We start from the raw sequence: 18,694 nt of genomic DNA, 5'->3' as shown, positions 1-18,694 counted from the left end.
CGTGGCTCATCTGCTCGGCGCCGACCGCGTCGCCCTCGCGCTCGGCACCCGGCGGGTGCTCGACGGCGTGTCCCTCGGCCTGGACGACGGCGCGCGGATCGGCGTCGTCGGCCCCAACGGTGCCGGCAAGTCCACCCTGCTGCGCGTGCTGGCCGGGACGCGGACGCCCGACGAGGGCCGGGTGACCCGTGCCGGCGGGGTGCGCGTGGCGATGCTCGACCAGCGCGACGACCTGGAGCACGGCACGGTCCTGGCCGCGGTGCACGGCGGTGCCGACGTGCACAGCTGGGCGTCGGACCCCCGCATCCGCTCGGTGCACGCCGGCCTGCTGTCCGACGTCTCGCTCGACGCGGACGTCGCCACCCTCTCCGGCGGCCAGCGTCGGCGCGTGGCGCTCGCGGCCCTCCTGGTGCGGGACGACGAGGTGCTGCTGCTGGACGAGCCGACCAACCACCTCGACGTCGAGGGCGTCGCGTGGCTGGCCGAGCACCTGGTGCAGCGGTTCGGACGAGGGGCCGGTGCGCTCGTCGTCGTCACCCACGACCGCTGGTTCCTCGACGCCGTCACCACCCGCACGTGGGAGGTGCACGACGGCGTCGTCGACCCGTACGACGGCGGCTACGCCGCCTACGTCCTCGCCCGTGCGGAACGCGCCCAGAACGCCGCGACCGTCGAGGCCAAGCGCGCCAACCTGCTCCGCAAGGAGCTCGCCTGGCTGCGTCGCGGTGCACCGGCTCGCACGTCCAAGCCGAAGTTCCGGCTCGACGCCGCCGCCGTCCTGATCGCCGACGAGCCGCCGCCCCGCGACCGCCTCGAGCTGGCCCGCACCGCGACCGCCCGCCTCGGCAAGGACGTGCTGGACGTCGAGGACGTGTCCCTGGCGTTCGGCGACCGCGTCATCCTCGACGACGTCACGTGGCGGCTGGGTCCCGGCGACCGGTACGGCGTGGTCGGCGTGAACGGTGCGGGCAAGACGACGCTGCTTGGCCTGCTGTCCGGCCGCGTGGCCCCGGACAGCGGGCGCATCCGCCGGGGGAAGACCGTCCGTGCCGTCGAGCTGCGCCAGGACATCGAGGACCTGGACACGATCGGGCACCTCACGGCGGTGCAGGTGGTGGAGTCCGAGCGCCGCCAGATCGTCGTCGGCGGCAAGGAGCTGACCGCCGCCCAGCTGGTGGAGCGTCTCGGCTTCCCGCGCGAGCGTGCCCGCACGCTGGTGCGCGACCTGTCCGGCGGCGAGCGCCGACGCCTGCAGCTGCTGCGCCTGCTGGTCGGCGAGCCGAACGTGCTGCTGCTCGACGAGCCGACCAACGACCTCGACACCGACACCCTGGCGGCGCTGGAGGACCTGCTCGACGGCTTCCCCGGGACGCTCGTCGTCGTCAGCCACGACCGCTACCTGCTGGAGCGCGTGTGCGACCGGCAGGTCGCCCTGCTCGGCGACGGCACGGTGCGGGACCTACCCGGTGGGGTGGAGGAGTACCTGCACCTGCGCCGGGCGGCGATCGAGGCGGCCGAGAACGGTGACGCGGTCTCCACACCCGCGGCGTCAGCCGGGACGGACGACGAGCCCGCGCTCACGGCCGCGCCGTCCCAGGCGGACATCCGTGCGGCCCGCAAGGAGCTCGCCCGCATCGAACGACGGCTGTCACGCATCGCCGTGCTGGAGACCGAGCTGCACGAGAAGCTCGCGGCCCAGGCGACCGACCACCAGGCGGTGCTGGCGCTCGACGCGGAGCTGCGGGCGCTCGCCGACGAGAAGGACGAGCTGGAGAACGCCTGGCTGGAGGCGTCCGAGACCGCCGGCTGACGACCCGCGCCGAACCCCGGCCTGAGCGCCTCGGCTCAGGACCCCGGGCTCAGGAGGCGTCGAACGGTGCCACCACCGTGCGCAGCAGCTCGGCCAGCCGCTCCCGGTCCGGTTCCGGCAGGTCGCCCAACAGCTCGCGCTCCACCGCCAGCAGGTCGGCCATCGCGTCGTCCACCGTCCGCAGGCCGGCCGGTGTCAGCTGCACCAGCACCCCGCGCCGGTCGTCGGGCGACGGCAGCCGCTCCACCAGACCGTGCTCGGCCAGCCGGTCGATGCGGTTCGTCATGGTGCCGGAGGTGACGAGCGTCTGGGTGAGCAGCGCGCCGGGGGAGAGCCGGAACGGTGCACCCTCCCGGCGGAGGGCGGACAGCACGTCGAACGCCCACGTCTCGAGCCCGTGCCGGGCGAACGCGCTGCGCCGAGCGAGGTCGAGGTGCCGCGCGAGCCGGCTGATCCGGGACAGGACCGTCAGGGGCGAGACGTCCAGGTCGGGCCGCTCGCGACGCCAGGCGGCGACGATGCGGTCCACCTCGTCGACCGCGGTCCCCGTCCCGCCCGCGCCCGTGCCCGTGAGGGCGTTGTCGCGGGGGCCGGCGTCGGGCACGCCCGCAGATTACTCGACGTCGAGAGAGTCTCGGCGGCTCCGCGCCGTGGGAACCGGCGCCGGCGTGCGGGACAGCAGCGGCCGTCGCTCCAGACCCTGCAGGCCGTTCCATGCGAGGTTGACCAGGTGCGCCGCCACCTCGGTGCGCTTGGGGCTCCTCGCGTCCAGCCACCACTGCCCGGTCAGGGCGACCATGCCGACCAGCATCTGGGCGTACATCGGCGCCGTGCGCGGGTCGAGGCCGGTCTGCTTGAACTGGTCGGCCAGCAGGTGCTCCACCTGCGTGGCGATGTCCCCGATCAGGCTCGAGAACGTGCCGGTCGCCTGCGCGACGGGGGAGTCGCGGACCAGGATGCGGAACCCGTCCTCGGACTCCTCGATGTACCCCAGCAGCGCCAGGGCGGTGCGCTCGACGAGCACGCGCGGGTGCCCACCGCCCTCCAGCGCACCCGTGAGCGCCGCGAGGAGCGCCTGCATCTCCCGGTCGACGACGACGGCGTAGATGCCTTCCTTGCCGCCGAAGTGCTCGTACACCACCGGCTTGGACACCTCGGCGCGCGCCGCGATCTCCTCGACGCTCGTGTTCTCGAAGCCCTTCTCCGCGAACAGGTGCCGCGACACGTCCAGCAGCTGCGCGCGCCGCTGCGTGCCCGTCATGCGCGAGCGCGCGGATCGTCTGCTGTCGGCGGCCATCGGGCCATTGTGCCGTCCGGTACCTGTACGGAGGGCGGGCTTGCCGGGCGAACCCCCTCCGGCGGCACCCGCGGCGGCGCCCCGGCGGCAGGCCACCGGCTGGCAGACTTGCCCACCGACGTTCGCGTCGGTCCGCCCTGGTGTAACGGCAGCACGCAGGCCTTTGGAGCCTTGCGGTCCAGGTTCGAATCCTGGGGGCGGAGCCGTCAGCCCCAGTCGCGACGAAGGCGCGCCTCGACGTGGCGCTCGAGCCGGTGCTCCTGCACCTCGATCTCGGTGCCGCGATGGACGGCGATGGCCTCCAGCAGGTAGGTGCAGAGCGCCTGCTGGACCTCGAGCCCGGCGACCGAGCGGCCGTTCTCCCGGTACCAGCGGAGCTGGGCCGCGGCCCCGGCGTACTCGTCGACAGCGGCGTCCACGGTGCGCAGCACCTGCCCGTCCAGCGTCAGCACGGGCCGGCCCTGCACGTCCGCGAAGGCCGGCGTCGCCGATGCGGTGGACGCGACGGGACGCACCCCGGTCGCCTGCCACCGGGCCCGTTCGGCCGGCGTGAGGATCCGGGTCGCGCGGGCCCGCCAGTGGTACGGCACACCGGGGTAGCAGGTGGGGCACGCCCGCACGCCTGCCGCCTCGGCGATCTCGGCGACGGGCCGCCCCGACCATTCGGGCAGTCGGACGTGCTCGCGCCCCGCCGCGGCCGGGCACGTGAGGCTGGCATGGGCCAGTGCGGGCTCCTCGGCCGCCGTCAGGAAGACGCGGGTCCAGCCGCCGCGGCGGTCGTGCTCGGCGTCCAGCTCGCCGATGCAGGCGCGCACCTCGTCGATCTTGCGCGCCTGCTCGCGGGGGCTGCCCTGCAGCAGCTGCATCTGGAAGTCAGAAGCCGCCCACGCGGCGGCGACGCCCGTGGTCTGCCCGAAGATCTGCTCGGTGCGACCGTGCTCGGAGGACAGCTCGGCGACCTGCGCCTCGAGGCGGGTCGCGGTCTCGTCGATCTCCTGGGGCGTCATGCGGGCGATCTGGCGTGCGCTCGGCAGTCGGGCCATGGGTCCTCCACGTCGGCGTGGGCGGTTCCGATGAGGTGGTCATCGGCGCACAACGCGAACGGACATGATCGGCCGTTCGAATGAATCCGATCATGCCCGGATGTGCCCGCTGAGCAGGGCGCCGGCGTCGGCCCGGGCGTCGCGTCGCGCGGCCGCCCGTCGGGGCTCGTCGGTACGCTGCGACGACGGGCCACCCCCGTTGCCGGCACGACGGCCGGACACCTCACAGCTGGAGTTCGCGCGATGAGAGCCCTCTACAAGAGTGCTGCGGCGCCCGGTCTGATCCTGACCGAACGGCCCGAACCGACCCCCGGACGCACCGACGTGAAGATCCGGGTGCGACGCACCGGCATCTGCGGCACCGACCTGCACATCGAGGAGTGGGACAGCTGGGCCGCGGGGGCGATCGACGCCCCGCTCGTCCCCGGCCACGAGTTCTCCGGTCACGTCGTCGAGGTGGGCGCCGACGTCCACACCGTCAAGGTCGGGGACCTCGTCTCCGCCGAGGGGCACGTCGTGTGCGGGCACTGCCGCAACTGCCGCGCGGGTCGACGGCACCTGTGCATCCGCGTCTCGAGCCTCGGCGTCAACCGCGACGGAGCGTTCGCGGACTACGTCGTCGTCCCGGAGAGCAACGTCTGGCACCACCCGGACGACATCGACCCCGACCTGGCCGCGATCTTCGACCCGCTGGGCAACGCCGTGCACACCGCCCTGTCGTTCCCCCTGGTCGGCGAGGACGTGCTGATCACCGGCGCCGGGCCGATCGGCCTGATGGCTGCGGCGGTCGCCCGCCACGTCGGCGCCCGGTTCATCGTGGTGACGGACGTCAACGAGGCCCGTCTCGAGCTGGCCCGCTCGATGGGCGTCGACCTGGCGGTCAACGTCGCGCACGACCGGATCGCCTCCGCGCAGGAGCGCCTGCACATGCAGGAGGGCTTCGACATCGGCCTGGAGATGAGCGGGAACGCCAACGCGCTGCCCGAGATGCTGGACAACCTGACCCACGGTGCCCGGGTGGCTCTGCTCGGGCTGCCGAGCCGGCCCATCGCCGTCGACTGGGCGAAGGTGGTGTCCCACATGATCACCATCAAGGGCATCTACGGCCGCGAGATGTTCGAGACCTGGTACACGATGACCGCGATGGTGAGCACCGGCCTGGACGTCACGGGCGTGATCACCGACCGCTTCCCGGCCTCCCGCTGGCAGGAGGCGTTCGCCGCCGCGCGCAGCGGCGACCGCGGCAAGGTCATCATCGACTGGGACGAGGACTAGACCATGTACTCCAGCGTTCGCGGCCAGCTCGAGGACACCCTGGCGGAGATCAGGGAGGCAGGCCTCTACAAGACGGAGCGCCAGCTCGCCTCACCGCAGGCGGCGCACGTGCGCTCGGCCGGCAGCGACGTCCTGAACTTCTGCGCGAACAACTACCTCGGGTTCGCGGACCACCCCCGCCTGGTCGATGCCGCGAAGGCCGCGCTCGACGAGTGGGGCTTCGGGATGGCGAGCGTGCGCTTCATCTGCGGCACGCAGACCCAGCACGTCGCGCTGGAGCAGAAGATCTCCGACTTCCTGAGCACCGAGGCGACGATCCTCTTCCCGTCGTGCTTCGACGCCAACGGCGGGGTGTTCGAGGTGCTGCTCGGCGAGCAGGACGCGGTGATCTCCGACGAGCTCAACCACGCGTCGATCATCGACGGCATCCGGCTGTGCAAGGCGCAGCGCCTGCGGTACCGCAACCGCGACATGGCCGACCTCGAGGCGCAGCTGCAGGCCGCGAGCGGCGCGCGCCGGCGCCTCGTCGTCACGGACGGCGTGTTCTCCATGGACGGCTACCTCGCGCCCCTCGACGCCATCTGCGACCTCGCCGAGCGGTACGACGCGCTGGTCATGGTCGACGACTCGCACGCCGTCGGCTTCGTCGGCCCCTCCGGCGCGGGCACCCCGGAGCTGTTCGGCGTGCAGGACCGGGTCGACATCGTCTCAGGCACGCTCGGCAAGGCGCTCGGCGGCGCCTCCGGCGGGTACATCAGCGCGCGCGCCGAGATCGTGGAGCTGCTGCGGCAGCGGGCGCGGCCGTACCTGTTCTCCAACGCGGTGCCGCCGTCGGTGGTCGCCGCGTCGCTGGTCGCGCTGGACCTGGTGGCGGACGGTGCGGACCAGCGCGCGCGGCTGTGGGCCAACGCGGCGGACTTCCGGAACCGGATGGAGGCCGCCGGGTTCGACCTGCTGCCGGGCGAGCACGCCATCATCCCGGTGATGTTCCCGGACGCCCACGAGGCGGTCGCCATCGCGGACGCGCTCCTGGAGCGAGGCGTGTACGTGATCCCGTTCTCCTACCCGGTGGTGCCGATGGGCAGGTCCCGGATCCGCGTGCAGATCTCCGCCGCGCACTCGCCGGAGGACATCGCCACGTGCGTGCAGGCGTTCGTGGAGGCGCGGGACGCCGTCCGGTCGACCCGGCGGTAGCCCCGCCGGACGTTCAGGCCAGCGGCGCGTCGACGTCCGGCTCCGGGCCCCACCACGCGGCGGCGCCCAGCAGCAGCCCGCCGAGCACCAGAACGGCGGGCACGGCGGCGCCCCCGACCGTGCGTTGCAGCACGGGCAACCACAGCGGGTAGAGGGCCGGCACCACCAGCGAGAGGCTGTACCCCACGCCGTACCCGCTGGCCCGCACGCCGGCGGGGAACCGCTCGGCGAGGTAGGCGCCGACCGGGGCGTACCCGGTCACGGTCACCACCTGCAGCACCAGGCCCAGCACGGCGACGGCCACCAGCCCCCGGGCGGCGAGCACGCCGGCCCAGGTCAGCGGCGCGGCGACCACCACGACGGCGGCGAAGCCGAGGAAGAAGCGTCGGCGCCCCAGCCGCGTCGAGGCGTCGCCCGCGAGGTGCATCGCGACGGCCGAACCCGCCGTCGCCACCAGCAGGGTGAACGACAGCTGGCGCGCGTCGAGGTGCCCGCCGGCCCGCAGCTGGGCGGTCAGGGTCGGCACCGCCATCTGGGTCAGCAGCCACAGCCCGCTCATCAGCACGAACACCTGCCACAGCGCGCGACGGTGGCTGCCCACCAGGACCTCGCGCAGCGGCCGGGTGCGGGGCGCCGCCGCCCGCCAGGAGTCGGACTCGGGCACCAGTGACCGGTAGTAGAGGCAGAGCGCGCCGGCCAGCACGGCGCCGACGACGAAGGGCACGCGCCAGCCCCAGGCGGCGTACGCCCCGTGGGGCAGCACCGAGGTGAGCAGCAGCACCACCGCCGAGATGGTGGCGTTGGCCCACGGCGACATCGCCATCACCAGCCCGCTCAGGGCACCCCGGCGGCGCGGTGCGCTCCACTCCATCGCCAGCGGGATCGCCGCCGAGTACTCGCCCCCGACGAACACGCCGCCGAGGAACCGCAGCAGCACGACCAGGGCGATCGTGCCCGCGCCGAGCACGCGGTGGTCCGGCACGACGGCGACCAGCGCCGTGGTCAGCGCGATGCCGGCGAGCGCCACCTGGGTGGTCGCCGTGCGGCCGAGGCGGTCGGCGAGCGGGCCGAGCACCACGGCGCCGAGCGGCCGGCCGAGCAGCGTCGCGACGAACACCCACCCGGTCGCCGCGACCACGTGCTGCGCACCGAACACCTGGTCCGCGACCGGCGTCATGGTGACGACCGGCAGCATGATGTCGAACTGGTCGACGTAGTTGCCGAGCGCGCCCCCGCGCACCGCACGCCGGCCGCCGTCGGCCGGGGCCGACCACTCGAGACGTGCGTCGCTGTCCACGGCTGGACGGGCAGATGCCATCAGTCCCACTTCCTCCGCCGGCATGACCCGGGATCAGGTTCGACGGTCGTAGCGGCGTCGGCTACCTCTCAGCCCCTGCCGGGGCTCCCGTGTGTCGTGCGGAAGCGTAGCGGTGCCCGGGGTGAGCCCCCGTTCCTGCGGGTGAACCTCAGGGTCCGATGGGGGGAGAACCCGATGGTCCTCCGCACACCGGCACCGCCACGATGTCGGCATGGCGTTCGGCACCAGGACCCAGCCCCGTGCCCGATACTCGTCCCGGTTCCGAGTGGCATGGCCGGTGCGACACCATCGAGGGCACGAGGGGCGGTTCACGGACGTGGTCAGGGTGTGGGTCTTCGCCGACCTGCCGCTCGGGCAGGCGGCCGGTCCGTCGTACATGGTGGAGTCCTGGCAGCGCGAGCTGCGGCTGCTGGGGCTCGAGCCCCGGACGTTCGCCCCGGCGGGCGGCATCGGGGGTCACCGGCGCGACGACGAGCAGGTGATCTTCCGCTCCCTGCACGACGTCGGGTACCCCGGCGACCACCACGCGCGGTACTCGGTGCTCGGCGAGCTGCTCCGGGCGCGCAAGGACCGTCCGGACGTCGTCGTGGTCTCGACCCTCGGCCGGGTCGGCGTGCTGGGGATCATCCTGGCGGCGTTCTACTCGATCCCCCTGGTGATGGTCGTGTCCACGGACACCACCGGCGCGACGGCCTACTACAACCCCCTGCGCGCGGTCTGGTCCGGAGGCGTCAAGCCGCTGCTGCTGCTGACCGTGTCCGCACGTGCCCGCCGGGCGTTCCTGCGGCGTCCGACGGCGACGGGTGACCAGCCCGACCGTCGGGCCGGCCGGCTGGTGGACCGCACGACCGCCGCGCTGCACGCCGATGCGCGGGAGGTGGTGCTGCTGTCCCGCAAGGGACTGCCCACCTACGGGGCGCTCTGCCCCGACGCCCGCGTCACGGTCCTGCCGACGGGGATCGACCGGCTGCCCGCCGCCCCCGTGCCCGCCGAGCTCGTCTGGCGTCCCGGTGCCCTGCGGATGCTGTACGTCGGGCGGTTCGCCCCGGAGAAGAACCTGCCGGTGCTGCTGCACGCCGTGCGGCGAGCGGTCGACCAGGGCGTCGACGTGCACCTCGCGCTCGTCGGCGGAGGGCCGCTGCGCGAGCGGCTGGCCGTGGAGGCCGCGCGGCTCGGCATCGCCGACCGGGTCACGGTGATCGGTCCGTACCCGCGCGGCGAGCTCGGGGGTGTCTACGCCGACGCCGACGTGTTCGCCTTCCCCTCGGTGGTGGACACGCAGGCGTACGTGCTCAACGAGGCCGCCCACGAGCGGCTGGCGCTGCTGGTGTCCGACACCGCGAACGGCGTCGTCGAGGACGGTGTGTCGGCCCTCGTCGTGCCGCCCGACCCGGCGTCCTACGCGCAGGCTCTGGGCACGTTGGGGGACCGGGCGCTGCGCGAGCGCCTGGGTGCCGCGGCGCAGCTGCGTGCGCGGCAGCTCGGGGAGGGTCAGCAGTGCGCTCGGCTGGCCGACGTGATCCGCCGCGCCGCCCGAGGCCCCGCCGACGCGTCGGACGGCTGGGACGGCGCGGTGACCCTCGGGGCGGCGGACCTCTGGGACGGCACCGTCCCGGCGGCCGCGCGGCCTCCGGTCGACGCCGTCAGCGAGGCCGTACCGACCAGATGACGTCACCGCCGCGCAGCCGGTGCGCGCGGCGCAGCATCGGCCCCAGCTGGCGCATCCCGCCCAGGGCCGGCGTCTGGCTGCGGTACTCCGCCACCGCTGCCAGCTGGCGGTCCTGCGACCAGCGGTCCACCGGGTGCACCGTGCACTGCCAGTCCAGCGACGTCCACCCCCGCACGTACACGTCGAGCGACGGGCCGACGCCGATCGCGGCGGTCCCGGCGAGCACCACGCCCTCCGCCGGACCCGCCCACCCGGGTGCCTCGCGCAGCCGGCGCCACGGCGAACCGGCGTGCGCGCGGGTGACCGGGTGCCGGTGACGCGCGCCGTTGCCCAGCGCGTAGAAGTCCTCGTAGAAGCCGACCCGGTCGGTCGCCTGCAGGCGCAGGGCGGCGGTGAGGGCCGCCACCGCGACCTCGACGTGGTCGACGTGGTGGCCGATCCCGAGCGGCGCCAGCACGCGCACCCCCGGACGGGCGAGCGCCTCGGCGACCAGGTCCTCCAGGTGGCCCAGCTGCTCGAACCCGGAGGAGTCGGCAGGTGTCCGGAAGGCGGCGCGCAGACCGCGCGCCCGCGGCATCCGCCACACCCGCTCCGGCAGGTCGAACCGCCGACCTCCCGCTCCGAGCACACCCAGCGCGTGGTCGTCCTCCGCCAGCCGGGCGGTGTAGTCGGCGAACCGCCGCAGCCCACGGGGCACCTGACCGGCCGCCGGGGCCTGCGTGAACGCCGTCCAGACCTCCACGTGCTCCCCGGCGGCGACCCGCGCCGCGAGGTGCGCGCCCAGGGACAGGACGGCGTCGTCCAGGTGCGGCGAGACGACCACCAGCCCGCCGTTCGCCGCCACGGCGCCGATCATGCCAGTGCGTCTCCACGGACCCCGCGCACGTCGATCGGCACCCGGTGGCGCATCCCGCTGGTTACCGTCGGCTGGTGCCCTCCGCGATGGTGCCCATCGAGCTCGACGACGAGCCTGCGCCGACGCCAGGTCCGCGGCACCGGCCGCCCTCGGGCCGCACCCGGCTCTGGCTGCTCGCAGGCGCCGCCGCGGTCGTCCTCGCACTGGTCGCCGGCCAGTGGGCCGCGGACGCCTGGGCGCGAGCCGGCTGGGACCGCCTCTCCGACCGCACGCAGGTGGTGGCGCCGGTCGACCGTTCGCTGACGGTCCGTTGGTCGCTCGACGCGTCGCGGTTCGTGTCGGTCAGCCAGGGCGTCGCCTGGCGCGGGACGGTCGTCGGCCCCGTCCTCGCGACGGACGGCTCCATCGGGGTCGTCGAGCTCGACGGCCGTGACGGCCACGCGCGCTGGACCAGGTCGGTGATCGGACCGGACACCGCCCGGACCGCCAAGGGGGGTGCGCTCCGGCCGACGGGGTCCTGCGAGCGTGTCCCGGACGACGCGTCCCGCATCGTGTGCCTGCTCACCGACGCCGTCGTGATGAGCTCGGGGCCCTCGGTCAGCACCTCGCAGGCGACGCAGGCCCATCTGGTCGTGGTCGACCCGCGCGACGGCTCCGTCCGGGCCAGCCATGCGGTCGCCGCCGACCTCTCGCACCTCGGTGTCGTCCTGCACGGCGGGCTGGCGGTCCTGGTGTCCTCCGCGCGGCACCAGGTGGTGGGCGTGGACGCGAGCTCGGGCGCCGAGCGGTGGCGCACGGCGCCGTCGGTCCTGCAGGACGGCACCGGCCACGGCGTGGTGCGGGTCGGGGACCTGGTGGCGGTCGCCGGTGACACGGCCCTGGACCTGCTCGGGGCCGACGGGAAGGTCCGCCGCTCCGTCGACCTGCGCGGCTACGCGGGTGCGCAGCCCCTGGCGGACGGCCGGCTGGTGCTGCCCGACGCGGCGGGCACGCTCGTCGTCGGTCCCGACCGCGACCTGCGCCTCGACGGCGAGCCGGTGGGCATCGCGTCCGACGACGGCAGCCTGCCCGGCCTCACGCTCCTGCGGAGCGGCGTGCTGCGGGCCTTCGGCTCGACCGGCCGGCAGCTGTGGCAGCTGCCGGGAGCCTCCCCGGCGGGCGTCCTGGTGCTGGGCGGCGTCGTGTACGTCACCCGGGACGGGGGTGTGACGGCGGTCGACGGGTCGACGGGGACGGTGCGCTGGCAGGCCGCCCTTCCGGTCCAGCAGCTGCCGCCGGTCACGGACGGCCGGGTGCTGGTCGTCGCGCTCGGCACGGACGTGGCGGCGCTCGACCTGCGGACGGGTGCCGTGCTGTGGCGTGCGCCCCTGCCGGCCGGCCACCAGCGGCTCCTCGGGTTCGACGGGCTGCTCCTCGCGCTGGCCCAGGACGGCTCGGACATCGTGGTCATCGGCTGATCGGTCGCCCCTGGGGTGAGCGTCCGACGAGGTCCGCACCCGTCCGAGACGGCCGGTCGGCCGGTGCCGCGGCGGTAGACTCGGGTGCACGGTCCGCCCGCCCGGCGCGCGTCGTGCCCGGCAGAATCCCGCAGAAGCCCGCGAGGAGCACCCTGAAGGTGACGATCCCCCGCCCCGCAGCCGTCGTCGTCCTCGCAGCGGGGGAGGGCACCCGGATGCGCTCGGCCGTCCCCAAGGTGCTGCACACGTTGGCCGGCCGCTCCATGCTCGGTCACGCGGTGACCACCGCCCGTGCGCTGGAGCCGGAGCGCGTCGTGGTGGTCGTCCGGCACGGGCGGGAGGCGGTCGTCGAGCACCTCGCCCAGATCGACCCCGAGGCGCTGGTGGCCGACCAGGACGAGATCCCCGGCACGGGCCGCGCGGTCCAGGTGGCGCTCGCGGCGCTCGACGCGGCCCGGCAGGTGGACGGCTCGATCGTGGTGATGGCGGGCGACGTGCCGTTGCTGGACACCGGCACGCTGCAGCAGCTGCTGCTGGCGCACCACGAGGACGCCGACGCGGTGACGGTGCTCACCACCGAGGTGGCGGACCCGACGGGCTACGGGCGCGTGCTGCGCGAGCCGGGCACCGGTGACGTCGCGGGCGTCGTCGAGGAGAAGGACGCCGACGACCAGCAGCGCGAGATCCGCGAGATCAACACCTCCACCTACGTGTTCGACGCGGCGGTGCTGCGCTCGGCGCTGACCCGGCTCGGCCGGGACAACGCGGCCGGCGAGGTGTACCTGACGGACGTCCTGGCCATCGCCCGTGGCGACGGCGGCCGGGTGCGGGCCCTGCGCACGGACGACACCCTCTCGGTGGAGGGCGTCAACGACCGCGTGCAGCTGGCCGTGCTCCGGGCGGAGCTGAACCGCCGCATCCTCGAGGACTGGATGCGGTCCGGCGTCACGGTGGTCGACCCGGCCACCACCTGGGTCGACGTGGACGTCGACCTGGCCCAGGACGTCACGCTGCTGCCCGGCACCCAGCTGTTCGGCGCCACCACGGTGGCGACGGGCGCGACCATCGGCCCGGACACCACGCTGACGGACGTCGAGGTCGGCCCCGGCGCGTCGGTCGTCCGGTCCCACGGCTCGCTCGCGGTGATCGCCGCCGGCGCGACCGTCGGCCCCTTCTCCTACCTGCGTCCCGGCACCGTGCTCGGCGAGGGCGGCAAGATCGGCGCGTTCGTCGAGACCAAGAACGCGGTGATCGGCACGGGGTCCAAGGTGCCGCACCTGTCGTACATCGGCGACGCGCAGATCGGCGACCACACCAACATCGGCGCGGCCTCGGTCACGGCCAACTACGACGGCACGACGAAGCACCGCACCACGATCGGCTCGCACGTGCGCATCGGCGCCGACACGATGCTGGTCGCACCGGTCACCGTCGGCGACGGCGCGTTCACGGGCGCCGGCACGGTCGTCCGCCGCGACGTGCCTCCCGGCGCGCTGGCCGTGAACGCCACCAGCCAGCGCACGGTGGAGAACTGGGTGCAGCGCACCCGGCCCGACTCGGCTGCAGCCGAGGCCGCTGCCCGCGCTCGCGGCCTCCGCCCGCCCGACGACCCCGTCGACCCCGATGCCCCCGCCGCCGACCCCGCCGCTGCACCCGAGGACAAGGACACCGCCCGATGACCGGCATCATCACCACGGACGGTGAGAAGCGACTCGTGCTGGTCTCGGGCCGTGCTCACCCCGAGCTCGCGACCGACGTGGCGCAGCACCTGGGCGTCGAGCTGGTGCCCACCACCGCCTACGACTTCGCCAACGGCGAGATCTACACGCGGTTCGGCGAGTCGGTCCGGGGTGCGGACGCGTTCGTCCTGCAGTCCCACACCCGTCCGGTGAACACCTGGATCATGGAGCAGCTGCTCATGGTCGACGCGCTCAAGCGCGCCTCGGCCAAGACCGTCACCGTCGTCGCGCCGTTCTACGGCTACGCCCGGCAGGACAAGAAGCACCGCGGCCGCGAGCCGATCTCCGCCCGCCTGATGGCGGACCTGTTCAAGACGGCCGGCGCCGACCGGATCATGAGCGTCGACCTGCACGCCGCGCAGATCCAGGGGTTCTTCGACGGGCCGGTGGACCACCTGTGGGCAATGCCGATCCTGGTCGAGTACGTCCGTACCCGGGTGGACACCTCGAACGTGACGGTCGTCTCGCCGGACGCCGGGCGCATCCGGGTCGCCGAGCAGTGGGCGGCCAAGCTCGGCGGCGGCCCCCTGGCGTTCGTGCACAAGACCCGTGACATCCGCCGGCCCAACCAGGCCGTGGCCAACCGGGTGGTCGGTGACGTCGAGGGCCGCAGCTGCGTGCTGGTCGACGACCTGATCGACACCGCGGGCACCATCTCCGAGGCGGTGCGCGTGGTGCTCGAGGCCGGTGCCAAGGACGTGCTCGTCGCGGCGACCCACGGCGTGCTGTCCGACCCGGCCGTCGCGCGCCTCGAGGCGTGCGGCGCCCGTGAGGTCGTCGTCACCGACACCCTGCCGATCGCCGAAGAGGTGCAGTTCCCCAAGCTGACGGTGCTGTCCATCGCCCCGCTGCTGGCCCGCGCCATCCGCGAGGTGTTCGACGACGGCTCCGTCACGTCGCTGTTCGACGGGCAGGCCTGACCTTCGCACCACGCACCGGCCGGCCGGGGTTGGGAGCCACTCCCGCCGACCGGTAGGATCCTCGGGTTGCCTCGGCGAGGGATGTCGGACGGTCGGCCGTGGGACCCGCAGCGATGTGGGCCTCGAACGGGCGTCCCGGCTCCGTGATCGACTGGGTGCGGATGCCTCCGCCTGCCCGTCCAGCGCCCCGCGTCGAGGCCCACCGACCTGATCGCTCTACATCGCTTCCGACTTCCGTCGTGCGCCTCGTGGCCGCGACACCGACCACGAGGAGACACCATGGCCGAGACCAAGCTCGTCGCCACCGCCCGCACGGAGTTCGGCAAGGGCGCTGCCCGTCGCCTGCGCCGCGCCCACCAGATCCCCGCCGTCCTGTACGGCCACGGCACCGCGCCCGTGCACGTCGCCCTGCCCGGCCACGAGCTGATGCTGGCGGTCAAGCACTCCAACGCGCTGCTGGCGATCGAGCTCGACGGCAAGACGACGCTGGCTCTGGCCAAGGACGTCCAGGTCGAGCCGGTGCACCAGGTGATCGAGCACGTCGACCTGCTGATCGTCCGCCGCGGCGAGAAGGTCACCGTCGACGTGCCGGTGCACGTCGTCGGTGAGTCGGCCTCCGGCACCATCCACGTGGTCGAGACCCAGTCGCTGTCCCTCGAGGCCGAGGCGACGCACCTGCCGGAGGCCGTCGAGGTCTCCATCGAGGGTCTCGAGGACGGCGCGATCGTGCACGCCGGCGACGTGACCCTGCCGGCCGGCACCACGCTGCTCACCGACGCCGAGCACATCGTCGTGACGGTGTCCGTGCCGCACGCCTCCGCCGAGGACCTGGCTGCCGAGGAGGCCGCCGCCGAGCTCGCCGCCGAGCAGTCGGCCCACTCGGCCGCCGCCGCCGAGGCCTGACCGACCGGTTCCACGTGACGCGCCCGGCACCGACACGGTGCCGGGCGCGTTCACGTCCCGGCCGACGACCGCTGCACGCAGGAGGCTGACGTGGTGACCGACTCACCGTGGCTCGTCGTCGGGCTCGGCAACCCCGGGCCCCAGTACGCGGGCAACCGGCACAACCTCGGCGCGATGGTGGTCGAGGAGCTGGCCCGTCGCACCGGCAGCACCCTGGGCCGTCCCGGTGGCCTCGCCGGCCGTCGGCCGCAGGCGACCGTCGCCGAGGCGCGGCTGGGCACGCTGCCCGGAGGAGCACCCGGTCCCCGCGTGGTGCTCGCCCGCCCGACGACGTACATGAACGAGTCCGGCGGTCCCGTCGCGGCCCTCGCGCGCTACTACGGCGTCCCGGCGGAGCGGACGGTGCTGGTGCACGACGAGCTGGACATCCCGTTCGCCGACGTCCGCGTCAAGCAGGGCGGGGGAGAGGGCGGCCACAACGGTCTGCGCGACACCAGCCGGGCCCTGGGGACGCGGGACTACGTGCGCGTCCGGGTCGGCATCGGCCGGCCGCCCGGCCGGATGGACGCCGCGGACTACGTGCTGCACGACTTCGGGTCGGCCGAGCGCGCCGACGTCCCCTGGCTGGTGGACCGCGCGGCGGACGTCGTCGAGGCCGTCGTCCTCGAGGGCCTGCACGTCGCGCAGCAGCGGTTCCATACCAAGGACCCGGGCTAGATCACCCGTCGGAAGCGGGTGAAAGCCTCCCGAATCGGACAATTGGGTCTTATCCCCACAGAACATCCGCAATAGCCTCAACCCCGACACACCTGATCGGGGGGCGGGGCATGACGGATCTGCGGGACTTCACCGTGACGACGGCCGAGCTGGCCGCGCTCACGGAGCGCCGACGCGCCGCGGCCGGACCGCGCCGGTCGTGGGCCTCGACCCAGCCGTTCCTGGCGGGCGAGCAGGTGGCTCTGGAGGGTGCCGAGGCCGAGTCCTGGCGACCCGCGTCGGCGCGGTACACGCGCCGCGCCGTGCTGCTCGACCTCGGTCTGACGCTGGCGTGCGCGACGTGGGCGGTGGTGCTGGCCCAGCTCGAGGTCCCTGCGCTGCCGGCGGTCGGTGCGGCCGTCGTGGCGTTCCTCGGCACGGTCGCGCTCGGCCACGGGTACGACCGCACGGCCGTCGGCGACGGACCCCGGGAGTTCCAGGCGATCCTGTGGGCGGGCCTCGCCGCGGTGGTGGTCCCCGCGCTCGCCGGCGCCTTCGTCGGTGTGGCGTTCCCCCGCCTCCTCGTCCTGGTGCTCGCGGCCCTGCTGACGACGTCGGTGTCGGTCGGGCGCTACGTCCTGCGGCGTTGGCTGCACGGCAACCGGCGCGACGGCCTGGCGATGGCGCGCACCCTGGTCGTCGGCGACGCGGCTTCGGTGCACCAGGCGATCACCGACCTGCGCGCATCCACCCACCACGGGTACCGCGTCGTCGGCATCTGCCTGCCGTCGGTGACCGACGAGCCGCCGCAGGACGGCGTCCGCGTGCTCGGCGCCCTCGCGGACGTGCCGCAGGTGGCCTACGACCACCGGATCGAGACGGTCGTCGTCGCCGGCGCGGTGCTGACCGGGGACGCGCTGCGTCGCCTGTCCTGGGCGCTCGGCCGCACCGGCGCCGACCTCGTCGTGGCGCCGGGCCTGGTCGAGGTGCTCGGTCCGCGGGTCAGCGTGCGTCCGACCGCCGGACTCTCGCTCCTGGAGGTCCAGACGGTCGCCCCGCGGCGGCGGCTGCTGGTCAAGAGCCTGCTCGACCGGCTGCTCGGCACGGGGCTGCTGATCGCGGCCGCCCCCCTGATCGCCTTCGCGGCGCTCGGTGTTCGCCTGTCCAGCCCCGGTCCGCTGTTCTTCCGTCAGGAGCGGGTGGGTATCGACGGCCGGCCGTTCACCATGGTCAAGCTGCGCAGCATGTACGTGGACGCCGAGGAGCGGAAGGCGGCGCTGCTGGACCGCAGCGACCGCGACGGTCTGATGTTCAAGATGCACGACGACCCCCGCGTGACGCCGGTGGGCCGGGTGCTGCGTCGGTTCTCGATCGACGAGCTGCCGCAGCTGTGGAACGTCGCGCGCGGCGACATGTCCTTGGTCGGCCCGCGGCCGCCGCTGCCGGAGGAGGTCAACGCCTACCAGGACGCCGTCTTCCGCCGCCTGCACGTACGGCCCGGCCTGACCGGCCTCTGGCAGGTCAGCGGCCGGTCTGACCTGTCGTGGGACGAGTCAGTCCGCCTGGACCTGCGGTACGTCGACAACTGGTCCGTCGCGATGGACCTGCTCATCCTGTGGAAGACGGGTCGCGCCGTGCTGGGCTCGGCGGGCGCGTACTGAGGGCCTCCGTGCGGTCGTCCGGCACCAGCTGCCGTCGGCCGGTCCGCCGCCCGGGCGGGCGACCGTAGCCCCTCACGGTCGCCGCGCCGGTCCGGGGCTCAGGCGGACCGGTCGACCGGCGTCAGCGTCTCGCCGTCCTGCACGTAGAGCTCGCCCGTCACCGGGCACCGCCACCGTCCGTCGCCCGCGTCCTCGAGCGGGTGCCCGGCGCGTCCCACCCAGCGGATCCGCCGGGCCGGCACCCCGGCGACGAGCGCGAAGTCGGGCACGTCCGTCGTCACCACCGAACCGGCCGCCACCAGCGCCCAGCGCCCCACGACGACCGGCGCGATGCACACCGAGCGCGCGCCGAGGGACGCCCCGGTCCGCACCGTCACCCCGACCGCGAGCCAGTCGTCGGCGGACTTCAGGGTGCCGTCCGGGTTGACCGCCCGCGGGTAGTAGTCGTTCGTCAGCACCACGGCCGGCCCGACGAAGGCGCCGTCCTCGAGCACGGCAGGCTCGTAGACGAGCGCGTGGTTCTGGATCTTGCACCGGTCGCCGACGCGGACCCCGGGACCGATGTAGGCGCCCCGGCCGACGATGCAGTCGGCACCGACCACCGCGTCCTCCCGCACCTGTGCCAGGTGCCACACGCGCGTGCCCGTGCCGACGGAGGCGCGCGGGTCGACGTCGGCGGTCGCCGCGATCGTCGGTCCGGGGGCGGTGTCGCCCTCGCGCTGCTGCGACTGGTTCTGGTCGGTCACGGTGCCTCCTCCTCGGACGCTCGCCGCCGTGTCGGGGCGTCGCCCGCGTCATCTTGCCGGGCCGGCGGGTCGGCGAGCCGAGCGGGGTGGGTGATCTTGTCCGACGGGTA

16 protein-coding genes, 1 tRNA gene and 1 riboswitch are annotated in these 18,694 nt (G+C 74.2%); of the genes, 11 read left to right on the top strand and 6 right to left on the bottom strand.

Annotated features, from left to right (window positions below):
• The first annotated feature begins 1 nt into the window (after nt 1).
• Nucleotides 2–1,810 carry an ABC-F family ATP-binding cassette domain-containing protein gene (locus N0B34_RS12965; protein ID WP_263731810.1) on the top strand — a complete coding sequence of 603 codons (1,809 nt, stop codon included), beginning with the start codon at nt 2–4 and terminating at the stop codon, nt 1,808–1,810.
• Between the two features lie 49 nt (nt 1,811–1,859).
• On the opposite strand, the gene N0B34_RS12960 is transcribed toward N0B34_RS12965, so the two are convergent.
• A complete protein-coding gene (locus tag N0B34_RS12960) occupies nt 1,860–2,339 on the bottom strand; it encodes a MarR family winged helix-turn-helix transcriptional regulator (protein WP_263731856.1) in 480 nt (159 codons plus the stop codon).
• An 84-nt stretch (nt 2,340–2,423) separates the two neighbouring features.
• Complete coding sequence (locus N0B34_RS12955; protein ID WP_412175746.1) at nt 2,424–3,107, bottom strand: TetR/AcrR family transcriptional regulator; 684 nt, start codon at nt 3,105–3,107, stop codon at nt 2,424–2,426.
• A gap of 131 nt (nt 3,108–3,238) precedes the next feature.
• On the opposite strand from N0B34_RS12955, the gene N0B34_RS12950 reads away from it, so the two are divergent.
• Nucleotides 3,239–3,310 (top strand) — tRNA-Gln (locus N0B34_RS12950).
• 3 nt (nt 3,311–3,313) lie between these two features.
• Here the strand turns inward: N0B34_RS12950 and N0B34_RS12945 are convergent.
• Entirely contained in the window at nt 3,314–4,150 is an 837-nt protein-coding gene (locus N0B34_RS12945) for a hypothetical protein (RefSeq protein WP_263731809.1), read from the bottom strand.
• A 243-nt stretch (nt 4,151–4,393) separates the two neighbouring features.
• On the opposite strand from N0B34_RS12945, the gene tdh reads away from it, so the two are divergent.
• Both tdh and N0B34_RS12935 read left to right on the top strand, forming a co-directional pair.
• Nucleotides 4,394–5,425 carry an L-threonine 3-dehydrogenase gene (gene tdh, locus N0B34_RS12940; protein ID WP_263731808.1) on the top strand — a complete coding sequence of 344 codons (1,032 nt, stop codon included), beginning with the start codon at nt 4,394–4,396 and terminating at the stop codon, nt 5,423–5,425.
• Nucleotides 5,426–5,428: 3 nt separating this feature from the next.
• Complete coding sequence (locus N0B34_RS12935) at nt 5,429–6,619, top strand: glycine C-acetyltransferase (protein ID WP_263731807.1); 1,191 nt, start codon at nt 5,429–5,431, stop codon at nt 6,617–6,619.
• A 13-nt stretch (nt 6,620–6,632) separates the two neighbouring features.
• On the opposite strand, the gene N0B34_RS12930 is transcribed toward N0B34_RS12935, so the two are convergent.
• Complete coding sequence (locus N0B34_RS12930; protein ID WP_263731806.1) at nt 6,633–7,937, bottom strand: MFS transporter; 1,305 nt, start codon at nt 7,935–7,937, stop codon at nt 6,633–6,635.
• Nucleotides 7,930–8,038: riboswitch (TPP riboswitch) on the bottom strand. It overlaps the preceding gene by 8 nt.
• Nucleotides 8,039–8,262: 224 nt before the next feature.
• Between N0B34_RS12930 and N0B34_RS12925 the strand changes: the two genes are divergently transcribed.
• Entirely contained in the window at nt 8,263–9,606 is a 1,344-nt protein-coding gene (locus N0B34_RS12925) for a glycosyltransferase (RefSeq protein WP_263731805.1), read from the top strand.
• On the opposite strand, the gene N0B34_RS12920 is transcribed toward N0B34_RS12925, so the two are convergent.
• Nucleotides 9,581–10,462 carry a PIG-L family deacetylase gene (locus tag N0B34_RS12920; RefSeq protein ID WP_263731804.1) on the bottom strand — a complete coding sequence of 294 codons (882 nt, stop codon included), beginning with the start codon at nt 10,460–10,462 and terminating at the stop codon, nt 9,581–9,583. The genes N0B34_RS12925 and N0B34_RS12920 overlap by 26 nt on opposite strands.
• A gap of 74 nt (nt 10,463–10,536) precedes the next feature.
• Here N0B34_RS12920 and N0B34_RS12915 point away from each other — a divergent pair, with 74 nt between their 5' ends.
• The 6 genes from N0B34_RS12915 to N0B34_RS12890 all read left to right on the top strand — a co-directional run bounded on the left by N0B34_RS12915 (nt 10,537) and on the right by N0B34_RS12890 (nt 17,838).
• Nucleotides 10,537–11,919 carry a PQQ-like beta-propeller repeat protein gene (locus tag N0B34_RS12915; RefSeq protein WP_263731803.1) on the top strand — a complete coding sequence of 461 codons (1,383 nt, stop codon included), beginning with the start codon at nt 10,537–10,539 and terminating at the stop codon, nt 11,917–11,919.
• Between the two features lie 158 nt (nt 11,920–12,077).
• A complete protein-coding gene (gene glmU / locus N0B34_RS12910; RefSeq protein WP_263731802.1) occupies nt 12,078–13,598 on the top strand; it encodes a bifunctional UDP-N-acetylglucosamine diphosphorylase/glucosamine-1-phosphate N-acetyltransferase GlmU in 1,521 nt (506 codons plus the stop codon).
• Nucleotides 13,595–14,578 (top strand): ribose-phosphate diphosphokinase, encoded by a 984-nt coding sequence (locus N0B34_RS12905; RefSeq protein ID WP_263731801.1) that lies wholly within the window; start codon nt 13,595–13,597, stop codon nt 14,576–14,578. The genes glmU and N0B34_RS12905 overlap by 4 nt, the downstream gene beginning before the upstream one ends.
• 279 nt (nt 14,579–14,857) lie before the next feature.
• A complete protein-coding gene (locus N0B34_RS12900; RefSeq protein ID WP_263731800.1) occupies nt 14,858–15,481 on the top strand; it encodes a 50S ribosomal protein L25/general stress protein Ctc in 624 nt (207 codons plus the stop codon).
• A gap of 93 nt (nt 15,482–15,574) precedes the next feature.
• Nucleotides 15,575–16,198 (top strand): aminoacyl-tRNA hydrolase, encoded by a 624-nt coding sequence (pth, locus tag N0B34_RS12895; protein ID WP_263731854.1) that lies wholly within the window; start codon nt 15,575–15,577, stop codon nt 16,196–16,198.
• A 110-nt stretch (nt 16,199–16,308) separates the two neighbouring features.
• Nucleotides 16,309–17,838 carry a sugar transferase gene (locus tag N0B34_RS12890; RefSeq protein WP_263731799.1) on the top strand — a complete coding sequence of 510 codons (1,530 nt, stop codon included), beginning with the start codon at nt 16,309–16,311 and terminating at the stop codon, nt 17,836–17,838.
• 98 nt (nt 17,839–17,936) lie between these two features.
• Here N0B34_RS12890 and N0B34_RS12885 read toward each other — a convergent pair whose 3' ends face one another.
• Nucleotides 17,937–18,584: a DapH/DapD/GlmU-related protein gene (locus N0B34_RS12885; protein ID WP_412175745.1), complete on the bottom strand. Its 648-nt coding sequence runs from the start codon at nt 18,582–18,584 to the stop codon at nt 17,937–17,939.
• Between the last annotated feature and the right edge of the window lie 110 nt (nt 18,585–18,694).

The organism is Cellulomonas sp. SG140 (assembly GCF_025770785.1).
Classification (GTDB): domain Bacteria; phylum Actinomycetota; class Actinomycetes; order Actinomycetales; family Cellulomonadaceae; genus Cellulomonas.
Note: the sequence above shows the minus strand (reverse complement) of the source record. Positions and strands in the feature narration are given on the sequence as shown.